Origin of the sequence: Actinosynnema sp. NPDC059335, from assembly GCF_042752395.1 — a bacterium.
Classification (GTDB): Bacteria; Actinomycetota; Actinomycetes; order Mycobacteriales; family Pseudonocardiaceae; genus Actinosynnema.
The window spans coordinates 1-11,303 of sequence record NZ_JBHYXZ010000219.1 but is presented as its reverse complement, the minus strand read 5'-3'; the positions used below and the strand labels follow the sequence as shown (position 1 = coordinate 11,303).

General features: G+C 73.2%; 14 protein-coding genes. 5 read left to right on the top strand and 9 right to left on the bottom strand.

Annotation, left to right across the window (positions count from 1 at the left end; all coding sequences use genetic code 11):
• The first annotated feature begins 60 nt into the window (after positions 1 to 60).
• Positions 61 to 768 carry an HAD family hydrolase gene (locus tag ACFXGA_RS37405; RefSeq protein WP_378096971.1) on the top strand — a complete coding sequence of 236 codons (708 nt, stop codon included), beginning with the start codon at positions 61 to 63 and terminating at the stop codon, positions 766 to 768.
• Here ACFXGA_RS37405 and ACFXGA_RS37400 read toward each other — a convergent pair.
• Both ACFXGA_RS37400 and ACFXGA_RS37395 read right to left on the bottom strand, forming a co-directional pair.
• Positions 740 to 1,129: a YkvA family protein gene (locus tag ACFXGA_RS37400; RefSeq protein WP_378096968.1), complete on the bottom strand. Its 390-nt coding sequence runs from the start codon at positions 1,127 to 1,129 to the stop codon at positions 740 to 742. The genes ACFXGA_RS37405 and ACFXGA_RS37400 overlap by 29 nt on opposite strands.
• Positions 1,130 to 1,792 (bottom strand): hypothetical protein, encoded by a 663-nt coding sequence (locus ACFXGA_RS37395; RefSeq protein ID WP_378096965.1) that lies wholly within the window; start codon positions 1,790 to 1,792, stop codon positions 1,130 to 1,132.
• A 142-nt stretch (positions 1,793 to 1,934) separates the two neighbouring features.
• Here ACFXGA_RS37395 and ACFXGA_RS37390 point away from each other — a divergent pair, with 142 nt between their 5' ends.
• Positions 1,935 to 2,144: a hypothetical protein gene (locus ACFXGA_RS37390; protein ID WP_378096962.1), complete on the top strand. Its 210-nt coding sequence runs from the start codon at positions 1,935 to 1,937 to the stop codon at positions 2,142 to 2,144.
• Between the two features lie 46 nt (positions 2,145 to 2,190).
• Here the strand turns inward: ACFXGA_RS37390 and ACFXGA_RS37385 are convergent, their stop codons facing one another.
• From ACFXGA_RS37385 to ACFXGA_RS37360, 6 genes are all read right to left on the bottom strand, one after another.
• The gene (locus ACFXGA_RS37385) at positions 2,191 to 3,120 is read right to left on the bottom strand and encodes an NADP-dependent oxidoreductase (RefSeq protein WP_378096959.1); all 930 of its coding nucleotides are present in this window, start codon (positions 3,118 to 3,120) and stop codon (positions 2,191 to 2,193) included.
• 12 nt (positions 3,121 to 3,132) lie between these two features.
• Complete coding sequence (locus ACFXGA_RS37380; RefSeq protein ID WP_378096956.1) at positions 3,133 to 6,075, bottom strand: bifunctional [glutamine synthetase] adenylyltransferase/[glutamine synthetase]-adenylyl-L-tyrosine phosphorylase; 2,943 nt, start codon at positions 6,073 to 6,075, stop codon at positions 3,133 to 3,135.
• A gap of 39 nt (positions 6,076 to 6,114) precedes the next feature.
• A complete protein-coding gene (locus ACFXGA_RS37375; protein WP_378096953.1) occupies positions 6,115 to 6,339 on the bottom strand; it encodes a hypothetical protein in 225 nt (74 codons plus the stop codon).
• A complete protein-coding gene (locus ACFXGA_RS37370) occupies positions 6,336 to 7,469 on the bottom strand; it encodes an anion permease (RefSeq protein ID WP_378096950.1) in 1,134 nt (377 codons plus the stop codon). Before ACFXGA_RS37370 ends, ACFXGA_RS37375 begins: the two co-directional genes overlap by 4 nt.
• A gap of 126 nt (positions 7,470 to 7,595) precedes the next feature.
• The gene (locus ACFXGA_RS37365; protein WP_378096947.1) at positions 7,596 to 8,336 is read right to left on the bottom strand and encodes a type 1 glutamine amidotransferase; all 741 of its coding nucleotides are present in this window, start codon (positions 8,334 to 8,336) and stop codon (positions 7,596 to 7,598) included.
• Positions 8,337 to 8,351: 15 nt separating this feature from the next.
• Positions 8,352 to 8,795 (bottom strand): rhodanese-like domain-containing protein, encoded by a 444-nt coding sequence (locus tag ACFXGA_RS37360; protein ID WP_378096944.1) that lies wholly within the window; start codon positions 8,793 to 8,795, stop codon positions 8,352 to 8,354.
• Between the two features lie 79 nt (positions 8,796 to 8,874).
• Here ACFXGA_RS37360 and ACFXGA_RS37355 point away from each other — a divergent pair, with 79 nt between their 5' ends.
• From ACFXGA_RS37355 to ACFXGA_RS37345, 3 genes are all read left to right on the top strand, one after another.
• Positions 8,875 to 9,339 carry an Lrp/AsnC family transcriptional regulator gene (locus ACFXGA_RS37355; protein WP_378096941.1) on the top strand — a complete coding sequence of 155 codons (465 nt, stop codon included), beginning with the start codon at positions 8,875 to 8,877 and terminating at the stop codon, positions 9,337 to 9,339.
• Between the two features lie 99 nt (positions 9,340 to 9,438).
• Positions 9,439 to 10,032 (top strand): hypothetical protein, encoded by a 594-nt coding sequence (locus ACFXGA_RS37350; protein WP_378096938.1) that lies wholly within the window; start codon positions 9,439 to 9,441, stop codon positions 10,030 to 10,032.
• Positions 10,033 to 10,113: 81 nt separating this feature from the next.
• Complete coding sequence (locus ACFXGA_RS37345; RefSeq protein ID WP_378096936.1) at positions 10,114 to 10,320, top strand: helix-turn-helix domain-containing protein; 207 nt, start codon at positions 10,114 to 10,116, stop codon at positions 10,318 to 10,320.
• On the opposite strand, the gene ACFXGA_RS37340 is transcribed toward ACFXGA_RS37345, so the two are convergent.
• The gene (locus ACFXGA_RS37340) at positions 10,301 to 11,164 is read right to left on the bottom strand and encodes a GNAT family N-acetyltransferase (protein WP_378096933.1); all 864 of its coding nucleotides are present in this window, start codon (positions 11,162 to 11,164) and stop codon (positions 10,301 to 10,303) included. The genes ACFXGA_RS37345 and ACFXGA_RS37340 overlap by 20 nt on opposite strands.
• Positions 11,165 to 11,303 lie beyond the last annotated feature (139 nt).

Genomic DNA, 11,303 nt, shown 5'->3' with positions numbered 1-11,303 from the left:
CTGCCACAGTCACCCGGCCCTCGGCCTTCCCGCCCGGAACCCGTGGCACACCATGAGGCGGTGACCCCGCACGCCGTCCTCACGACCGCCGACGCGCTCCTGCTCGACTTCGACGGCCCCGTCTGCGCCCTGTTCGCCAACCTCCCCGCGCGTCACGTGGCCGACCGGCTCCGCCGACTCCTGGCCGCCGACCTGCCCGCCGGGATCGAGGGGACCGGCGACCCGTTCGACGTCTTCCGCCACGCCGCCACCCTGGGCGTCGAGGAGGCGCGAACCGTCCAGGCCGCGCTACGCGCCCACGAGCTGGAAGCCGCCGCCACCGCGACCCCGACGCCGGGCGCGCACGACCTCGTCCGCGCCTGGCACGCGACCGGGCGGAAGCTCGCGGTCGTCAGCAACAACTCCCGGGCAGCCGTGGACGCCTACCTCCGCCTGCACGGCCTCGCGGGCCTGGTGCACGCGGTTTCCGCCCGCACGGAGCCGGACCCGGCCCTGCTCAAGCCGAGTCCGCACCTCGTCAGCCAGGCCGTCGAGGCCCTCGCGGTGCCGCCGGCGAGGTGCGCGCTGGTCGGCGACTCCGCCACCGACCTGCACGCCGCCCGCGCGGCGGGCACCCGGGCGATCGGGTACGCCAACAAGCCGGGGAAGGCCGAACGGTTCGCGGCGGAGAGGCCCGGTGCCGTCGTCACGAGCATGACGGTCCTCGACCGGGTCGTGCGCGCGTGGGGCCCCGGTGGCGCTAGGTCCGCGTCAGCCGGCGCACGATGAGTAGGCCCTCCGGCGTGCCCGGCCACAGTTCGGTCACCACCTCCGGCCCCACGGAACGGATCACGGAGCGCAGCACCCAGCTGACCACGATCGCGTCGTCCGCGTACCCCAGGACGGGGATGAAGTCGGGCACCAGGTCGAACGGCAGGGCGAGGTAGCCCAGCAGTAGCCACAGCCGCACGCGCGCCGAACGGGGCACGCGGTCGTCCCGGGCCAGGCGCGCCACCAGGCGCAGCACGTCGGGCAGCAGGCGGATCGCCAGGGTCAGCGCGTTGCCGCGCGGCCGGACCAGGAACAGGCCCAGGACCAGCAGGACCCACAGGCCCAGCAGCCCCAGCGCGACACCGATGAGGACGTCCACCTACTTGGGGATCGGGATGCCGGTGACGGTGACCGAGCCGCCGGTGGGCGCGAGCCGGCCGACGATCCCGGCGAACGTGAGCGAGAACGTGCTGCTCTCCGCGCCGACCGGCTTGTCCAGCTCCAGGTAGCCGTTGATGCCCGCGTTGTTCCCGATCGACACCGGCCACCGGCTGGTCGACAGCGACGCCCCGTACTCCCGACCCGTGTCGTCGACCGCGGACACGGACGCGACCGGCAGGTCCATCTTCGCGGTGCTGGCGTTGACCGCGGTGACGAACACCTTGACCCGGCCGCCCACGTTCTCCACCTTCGTGACCTCCACGGTGAGCAGGCCGCGCGCCTGCGTCCACGACCCGCTGAGGACCTTCGGCTCCGCGGCCGGTTCCGCTCCGGAGGACGACGGCGCCGCGCCCACCGCGCCGTCCAGCGCGACGGACTCCTCGGCCGCGGCGGTGGGTATCGGCGAGGGCGAGGGGGTCTCGCGCAGGGTGACGCTCAGCGCGCCCACGCCGACCGTGCCCGCGGTGACCGCCTGGATCACCCCGAGCAGGACCAGCACGCCGAGCACGACCAGGCTGATCTTCAGGACCGCGTTGCTCTTCCTGCGGTGGGTCTCGGCCATGACGTCCTTCGTCCGGGCGCACGCGGGGAACTCCCCCATAAGCGTCGATAGTCTCGGCACAAGCAACGCCGATAGTCAATGCGCACGGACCCCGGTTCGACGCTGCGTAGCCCTCCGTGAGCGCGCCGTCGACACCAGGGCTGCCCATCCCCCTTTCGAGGTGGGCGGCTAGGGTCGCGCCGTGTCTGAAGACGTCGCAACCCCCGCCCAGGTGCTGTCCACCAACATCTTCGACTCCGCCGCCGAGGCGATCGAGGCGATCGGCGCCGCCGACGTGCTCGGTCTCGGCGTCCGGGTGTCGAACCGGCTCGTCGCGGACGAGGAGTCCGAGGACTCGCTCGTCGAGGAGTGGATCGTCGAACTGCTCACCTCCGTCCCGCACGAGGAGTGAGCCGGCGGAAGGGCCCTCGGCCCGGACGAGGGCCCTTCACCACCCGTCACACGGTCAGCACGACCTTGCCCCGCACGTGCCTGCCCTCCAGCAGCCGGTGCGCCTCGGCGGCCTGGTCGAGCGGGAACGTCTGCTGCACCTCGACCTTCAGCTCGCCCGCGCCCGCGTGGCCGGCCAGCCAGTCCAGGTCCTCCCGCACGGGCTTGGCGTAGGCGTACCGCCCGCCCAGCTCCAGCACGTTGGTGTCCACGATGGACACGATCCGGGCCGGGTCGCGCACGAGCGCCGGCGAGTCGTTGAGCGCCGCGCCGCCGACGCAGTCGAACGCCACGTCGACCAGCCCGTCGCCGCCGACCAGCTCGGCCACGTTGTCCACCAGCGCGTCGCCGTAGGACACCGGCTCGACGCCCAGCGACCGCAGGAAGTCGTGGTTGCGCGGCGACGCCGTGCCGATCACCCGTGACGCGCCGAGGATGCGCGCCACCTGCACGGCCAGGTGCCCGACACCGCCCGCGGCGGCGTGCACCAGCACCGTGTCGCCGGCCGACACCCCGACCTTGCGCAACGCCTGCAACGCCGTGAGCCCGGTCAGCGCGAGCCCGCCCGCCTCCACGAACGACAACGACGCCGGCTTGTGCGCGAGCCCCCGCTCGGTGGCCGCCACCAGCTCCGCGTACGTCCCGTGCTGCACGTGGTCCTTGCGCTGGTAGCCGAACACCTCGTCCCCGACGGCGAACCCGTCCACGGCGGGCCCCACGGCCCGCACCACGCCGGCCACGTCCCAGCCGGGCACCAGCGGGAAGTGGCACGGCATCGACCCCGCCACGTACCCCATGCGCACCAGCCGGTCGACCGGGTTCACCCCCGCGGCACGCACCTCGACCAGCACCTGGTCCAGCGCGATCGGCGGGTCCGGCAGCTCCCGCACCACGAGGACGTCGGCATCTCCGAATTCGGTCTGCGCGATCGCTTTCACGAACCCCAGTGTTCAGGAACCGTAGAAGATGCGCTCGACCACGGCCCGCGCACGCCGGGTCGTGCGCCGGTAGGCGTCCAGGAACCCGCCGGGGTCGCCCGCGTGCCCCATCGCCGACGCCACCGCGGCCAGGTCGCGCCCGACCGTGGGCAGCTGGTCCGCGGCCTTGCCCCGCACGAGCATGACGGCGTTGCGCGCCCTGGTGGCCATCACCCACGCGTCCATCAGCGCCGAGGAGTCGTCGGGCGACACCAGCCCGGCCTCGGTCGCGGCGCGCAGCCCGCGCACGGTCGACGGCGTGCGCAGACCGGGCACCTCGAACGAGTGCTGGAGCTGGAGGAGCTGCACGGTCCACTCGACGTCGGCGAGCCCGCCGCGCCCCAGTTTCGTGTGCGTGGACGGGTCGGCCCCGCGCGGCAGCCGTTCGGCCTCGACGCGGGCCTTGATGCGCCGGATCTCCCGCACGGCGTTCGCGTCCAGGCCCTTCGCGGGGTAGCGCACGGGGTCGATCATCCCGATGAACCGCGCGCCGAGGTCCGCGTCGCCGCCGATGACCCGCGCCCGCAGCAGCGCCTGCGCCTCCCACAGCTCGGCCCACTGCGCGTAGTACGCGCGGTACGAGTCGAGCGTGCGCACCAGCGGCCCCTGCCTGCCCTCCGGCCGCAGGTCGGCGTCCACCTGCAACGGCGGGTCCTGGCTGGGCGCGCTGAGCAGCCGCCGCACCTGCTCCACCACCGACGAGGCGTACCGGGCGGCGTCCGGGTCGCTCACGCCCGCCGCCGGCTCGCACACGAACATCACGTCGGCGTCCGAGCCGTACCCCAGCTCCCGACCGCCGAGCCGGCCCATGCCGATGACCGCGATCGACGCCAACGGCTCGCCCGAGGACCGCACCACCGCGTCCAGCGCGGCCTGCAGCACCGCCACCCACACCTCGGACAGCGACACGCACACCGTGCGCAGCGGCACCAGCCCGAGCAGGTCCGCCGACGCCACCCGCAGCAGCTCCTGGCGGCGCAGCGACCGGGCGGCGGTCACCGCGCGGTCCAGGTCGCTGTAGCGGGACACGGCGCTGCGCAGCGGGTTGCCGATGGTCATCGGGTCGCGGCCGACGAGCGCGTCGGTGTCGGCCAGCAGCGGCAGCACCTCCGGGGCCCGCACCAGCAGGTCGGGCACGAGCTTCGACGTGCCCAGCAGCGCGGCCAGCCGGTCCACCACGGTGCCCTCGTCCCGCAGCAGCCGCAGGTACCAGGGCGTCTCGGCCAACGCCTCCGACACCTTCCGGTACGCCAGCAGCCCCCGGTCCGGGTCCGGGGTGGTGGCGAACAGGTCCAGCAGCACGGGCAGCAGCGCCGTCTGGATCCGCGCCCGCCGGGACACGCCCCGGGTCAACGCCTCGATGTGCTTCAACGCGCCGTCGGGCGCGGCGTACCCCAGCGCGGCCAGCCGCGCCGCCGCCTGGGACGTGGTCAGCCGCAACGCCTCGGTCGGCACGTTCGCCACCGCCTGGAGCAGCGGCCGGTAGAACAGCTTCTCGTGCAGCCGGCGCACCTGGTTGGCGCGCTTGCGGAACTCGGCGAGCAGCACCTGGCTCTCCGACTGCCCGCCCTCGGCCTGCAACCCGGCCGCCCGCGCCAGCCACCGCAACCCGGCCGCGTCGTCGTCCGCCGGGAACAGGTGCGTGCGCAGCAACCGCTGCAACTGCAAGCGGTGCTCCAGCGTGCGCAGGAACCGGTAGGCGCGGCCGAAGTCGGCGGCGTCCGCGCGGCCCACGTACCCGCCCCGGCCCAGCGCGGCCAACGCCTGGGTGGTCGTGGTGATGCGCAGCTCCTCGTCGCCGCGCCCGTGCACGAGCTGCAACAGCTGCACGGCGAACTCCACGTCGCGCAGCCCGCCCCGGCCGAGCTTCAGCTCCCGGTCGGTCAGGTCCACCGGCACGTGGTCCTCGACGCGGCGGCGCATGGCCTGCACGTCGGGCACGAAGTTCTCGCGTTCTGCGGCCGTCCACACCAGGGGCCGCACCACGTCCATGTACCGCGCGCCCAGCTCCTCGTCGCCGGCGACCGGCCGGGCCTTGAGCAGCGCCTGGAACTCCCACGTCCGCGCCCACCGCTGGTAATAGGTGGCGTGGCCGTCCAGCGTGCGCACCAGCGCGCCCGCCTTGCCCTCCGGCCGCAGCGCCGCGTCCACCTCGAAGCACGCCTGGCCCGCGACCTGCATCAGCGCGCCGGCGAGCCGGGTCGCCACGGCCAGGTCGCCCTCGCCGACGAACACCACGTCGACGTCGCTGACGTAGTTCAGCTCCCGCGCGCCGCACTTGCCCATCGCGATCACCGCGAGCCGGCACTCGTCCGACCGCGGCACCTGCCGCGCGGCGACGTCCAGCGCGGCCCGCAACGCGGCCACGGCCAGCTCCGACAGCAGGGCCGTGACCTCGTCGTAGCTGACGTACCGCTGCTCGGGCTCGACCACGTGCGCCAGGTCGTCGGCGGCGATCCGGCACAGCAGCGCCCGGTACTCCAGCCGCAGCGCCCGCACGGCGTCCGCGCCGGTCAGCCCGTCCACCGCGGCGACCAGGGTCGGCGCGAACGCGGCCGGGTCCACCGGGTCCGGGTCGACCAGGCCGTGCCAGCGATCCGGGTTGGCGATCAGGAAGTCCGACAGCGCGGTGGACGAGCCGAGCACGGCCAGCAGCCGCCCGCGCAACGCCTCGCCGTCCCGCAGCGCCCCGTCCAGCTCGGACCACCGGTCGCCGAGCGCGACGCGCAGCCGGTCGACCCCGCGCAGCGCGAGGTCCGGGTCCGGGCTGCGGGACAGCGCCACGAGGATCGGTTCGTTGCCCTCGCTGGGCCGCCGCCCCTCCCACCAGCCGGCGGCACGCAGGTGTTCACCGCTGCGCGCCTCGGTCAGGCCGAACCGCGCGGGGGACGTGGGGAGGCGGGCTGGATCGGTCATCGACGAACACCGTAGCCCGCCGGCACGTCGGCAGGAGGGTCAGCCCGCCACGATCAAGTAGATGCCGAACAACACTACGGTCACGCACGCCAACAGGCAGGCCGCCGCCGCGGCCGTCGGCAGCGCGGTCGACGCCTGCCGCTGCTGCGCCGCCTCCCGCGCCGACCAGGCCCGCAGCCCTCCGGAGAACAGCAGGACCAGCCCCAACACCACCGCGAGGCTCACCCCGAACACGGCGCCCAACGCCGCCCAGTCGATCTTCACGCCGCCACCTTGTGCGTCTCGGCCTGCGCCGCGATCTCGTCCACCAGGTGCTCGGGCCGCACCGGCTCCCGGCGCGACAGCAGCCAGATCACCAGCGACACGCCGATCCCGACCACCGCCACGGCCACCACGCCCGCCGTGCCCAGCGAGGCGACCTTGCCCGCGACCGCGCCCACGAGGCCCGCCGCCGGCAACGTCAACCCCCACGCCGCGGCCATCCGACCCGCCACGCCCCACCGCACGCCGTCGCGCTCGCGGGCGAGGCCGGAGCCCATGATCCCGCCGGACGCGACGTGCGTCGTGGACAGCGCGAACCCGAGGTGCGACGACGCCATGATCACGGTCGCCGCGCTCGTCTGCGCCGCGAAGCCCTGCGGCGCCTCGATCGTGGTCAGGCCCTTGCCCAGGGTGTGCGTGATGCGCCACCCGCCCAGGTAGGTGCCCAGCGCGATCGCGATCGCCGCGCTCAGGATCACCCACAGCGGCGGCTCCGAGCCGGGCGCGAGGGTGCCCGCGGTGATCAGCGTGAGCGTGATGATGCCCATGGTCTTCTGCGCGTCGTTCGTGCCGTGCGCGAGCGACATGAGCGCGGCCGACGCGATCTGCCCGGCCTTGAACCCCTTGTCGTTCACCGAGGCGCGGCCGCGCCGGGTCAGCCGGTAGGTCAGGTAGGTGGCGAGCAGCGCCACGATGCCCGCGACCAGCGGCGCGGCGATCGCCGGGGCCACCACCTTGTCCACGACCTTGCCGAAGTGCACCGCGTCCGCGCCGGACGCGACCCAGGTCGCCCCGATCAGCCCGCCGAACAGGGCGTGCGACGAGCTGGACGGCAACCCGACGTACCAGGTCACCAGGTTCCACATGATCGCGCCGATCAGGCCGCCGAACACGATCGCGGGCGTGATCAGCGCGTCGTCCACGATCCCGCCGGAGATGGTCTTGGCGACCTCGACCGACAGCAACGCGCCCACCAGGTTCAACACCGCCGAGAACGCGACGGCCGTGCGCGGCCGCAGCGCGCCGGTGGCGATGGAGGTCGCCATCGAGTTCGCGGTGTCGTGGAAGCCGTTGGTGAAGTCGAAGACCAACGCGGTGATCACCACGATGATGACGAGGAGCGAGGCATCCACGCTGATTCCTCCAACTGAATCGACACAGTCGAAGGTAAACGCTACCCGTCTGGTCGATGAACGCTCACGACTACGAGGTGAACGCTACCTGTCCAACCGATGAACGCTCGCCTTGTCGGACGTTCGTCACACCAGGGGCAGGCTCCGGTGGATCGTCAGCTCACCCGCCGCCAGGCGCACGAATCGTTGGGCGAACGGCTCCCACACCTCCCGGATGTCCTCGTGCCCCTGCGCCAGCCGCTCCGGGTCGAGCAGCCGCGGGTTGGCACCCGGCGGCACACCGTCGGGGTACCCCGCCGCCCAGTCGAGAACCATCTCCGGCGTGGTCTCGATGTGGAACTGCACCCCGTACGCGTGGTCGCCGAGGCGGAACGCCTGGTTGGCGCACGCCGGGGAGGACGCGAGCAGCACCGCGGTCGGCGGCAGCAGGCCGACCTCGTCCTCGTGGAACTGGAGCACGTCCGGCGTCCACGGCAGGTCGTGGAACAACGGGTCACCGCTCGCCGCGTCCCGCTTGGCGACCAGCCGCACGCCGATCTCCGGCCCCTGCGGGTTGCGCCGCACCTGACCTCCCGTGGCCGCCGCCAGGAGCTGCGCGCCGAGGCAGATCGCGAGCAGCGGCACCCGCTTCGACACCGCGTGCGACAGCAGCCGGCGCACGTCGGCCAGCCACGGGTGCCGCACGTCGTCCAGCGCGCCCATCGCACCCCCCAGGCACACCACGCCCCGGTAGCCGTCGAGCGTGTCCGGCACCGGCTCCTCGTAGGGCTTCACCACGTCCAGCTCGGCCCCGGCGGCGGTCAGCCACTCGCCGAGGCGGCCGGGCGGGTCGGAGCGGTCGGGTTGCAGCACCAGCAGTCGCGTCACCCGACCGAGGTTAGATCAGCAGTCGCACGAGATGCCGTGCAGGCTCACGCCGTCGTCCGGGGCCGCGTCACCTTCCACGGGATAGCCGGACGCGTGCCAGGTCGTGATGCCGCCGGCCAACCGCTTCACCTTGAACCCCAACCGGGACAGCTCCAACGCGCCCTTCGTGGCGGCGTTGCACTCGAAGCTCTCGCAGTAGCAGACGTAGACGAGGTCGCGGTCCCAGTCGGCGGTCGTCGTCGCGTCGATCTCCCAGTGCGGGAGGTTGATCGCGCCGGGGATGCGGAGCCGCGCGAACGCCTCGGCGCTGCGCGTCTCGACGAGCCGGAACCCGTCGGTGGTCCCGGCCGCCAGGTCGCGGACCACGTCGTCCGGGTCGGCTTCGAAGGCCAGCTCGGCGGCGAAGAACGCGGCCGCGGCGGCGGGGTCGGCGGCGGGGAAGCGGAGCGTGTTCGTCATGGGTAGATCGTCGCCGACCGGCGGGAACATCCCCATGGAGAAGTCCAGGCGTACGCGGCGTCCCGCTTACGATTCCACGGTGGAACTGGACGATCTGGATTGGAGGCTGCTGGAGCTGCTCCAGCGGGACGGTCGGATGACGTTCACCGAGCTGGCCAAGCGGGTGTCCCTGTCCGCGCCGGCGACGACCGAGCGGGTGCGGCGGCTGGAGCAGGCCGGGATCGTCACCGGGTACGTCGCCGTGGTCGACCCGCAGCGGCTCGGGCTGCCGATCGAGGCCATCGTCCGGGTGCGGGTGCGCAGCCTCGACACGCCCCGGTTCCGGGAACGGGTGGTGACCCTGGCCCGGGTGCGCGACGCCGACCACGTGACGGGGGACGACTGCTGGCTGCTGCGCGTGGTCTGCCGGTCGATGGCGGAGCTGGAGGAGTTCGTGGAGCAGGCCCAGCGGTACGGCGACACGACCACGTCCCTGGTCTTCTCCTCCCACGCCCGCAACCGACCCGTGACGCGTGAGGTCTTCGAGGGTATCGTTTCCCGATAACATCGATGAACGATATGCGGGGGGCATGTCATGTCGTCGGTCCAGGTGGTGCGGAGCGGCGCGGAGATGCGCGCCGACCTCGACGGGACGGTGTGAGCGGTGTCGCGCAACCCGTTGCAGCCGTTCACCGCGTTCATCCGGCTCCTGTGGTCGGTGACCACCGTGGGGTCGGCGGTCGCGCTGCTGCTGATCGCGTTCGCGTCCGCCGGGACGTCCGTGTGCGTCACCTCCCAGGCGGGGAGCGAACTGGTCCGCACGGTCGAGCACGCCGACGGGGTGATGGTCGGCGCGGGGTCGTTGCGCCTCTGCCTGACCGCGCCGGGCGTCGGGGACCGGGTCCTCTACCTGGTGGACGTCGTCGCGCCGATCGCGAGCTACGCCGTGCTGTTCTTCCTGCTCATGCGACTGCTCGAACGGGGTGCCGTCGAGGGCGTCCACACCGGCGCGACCGCGGACCGGCTGCGCCGCCTCGGGTGGTTCGCGCTGGTCGCCGTGCCGGCCGCGACCCTGGGTGAGGCGGCGGCCCGGATCGGCCTGGTGGCGCACGTCCTGCCCGGAGTCGGCGCGTCACAGCTGCTGTTCGAGTGGGACGTGCCGTGGTGGGCGATCGGCACCGGCCTGGGCGTGCTCGCGTTGTCGAAGATCGTGCGGGCGAGCGCGGAGATGCGCGCCGACCTGGAAGGGACGGTGTGAGCGGTGGTCGGCCGGGTGGGCCGTGCCGTCGCTTGCGAAGATCGTGGGCATGGGCGCGGCTGAGGACCTCGAAGGAACGGTGTGAGCATCCAGGTGCACCTCGACCGGCTGCTGGCCGAGCGCGGGATGACGTTGACCGAGCTGGCGGACCGCGTCGGCGTGACGGTGGTCAACCTGTCGGTCCTCAAGAACGGCCGCGCCAGGGCCATCCGGTTCAGCACGCTGACGGCGCTGTGCGACGCGCTGGACTGCCAGCCGGGCGACCTGCTCAGCCACCGGCCGGGGTGAACACGAACTCCGCCGAGTCGACCACCGGCCGGAACCCGATCCGTTGGTAGATCGAGTTCGACGTCGGGTTCGCCAGGTCCGTGTAGAGGACGACGTGCTGCGCGCCCTGCTCCCGCGCCCACGCCGCGCAGGCCGCCGTGACGGCCGCGCCGTAGCCGTGCCGGCGGTGCTCGGGCGGGGTGTAGACGGGACCGATGCGGGACATGCCGGACGCCGGCGCGTTCGCGCCCGCCCACGCCACGGGCGTGTCGCCGTGGTACCAGAGAAGGTGACCGTGGCCGGCGGTCATGCTGATGCGCAACGCCTGGAGCGCCCGGTCCTCGCTGTCGTCGTCCCGGACCTGCGCGGTGGCCTCGACGCCGAACTCCGTGCGCCAGCGGCTGAGCAGGTCCAGGTCGTCCTCGGTGGCGAGGCGCGCGGAGCCGGGGACGTCCGGCGCGACGAGGTCGCCGAGCTGGTACAGCCGCAACGCCATGTGCTCGCGGGCACCGCAGCCCGTGCGGGCGGCCCAGGCGACGACGAACGCCTCCACCGACTCGCGCGGACCGTTGACGCCGGGCAGCTCCACGTCGCCCGCCAGGGCGTCCGCCACGGTCTCCGCCCACCTCGGCGGGACCCCGCTCAGGGTCAGCGGCCACGGCGGGGTGCGCAGTGCCGCGGCCACCAGGACGCCGTCGTCGGTGACGGTCACCAGCAGCGGCGGCTCGTCGTCCGGACTGGCGTGGTTGAGCCGGCGGTCGACCGCCGCGATGGGGATCGTGTGGAACACCGGGTCGGCGTTGAAGAAGTCACCGGTCAGCGCCCAGAACTCCGCCAGGTCGTCGTGTCTCGTCACCTCGGCCACGACCGGACCGTAACGCAAAAAGCCTTCAGGGGCACCCGACTAACCGGGTGCCCCTGAAGGCGAAGAATGCTCGGCGGCGTCCTACTCTCCCACACCCTCACGAGTGCAGTACCATCGGCGCTGGAAGGCTTAACTACCG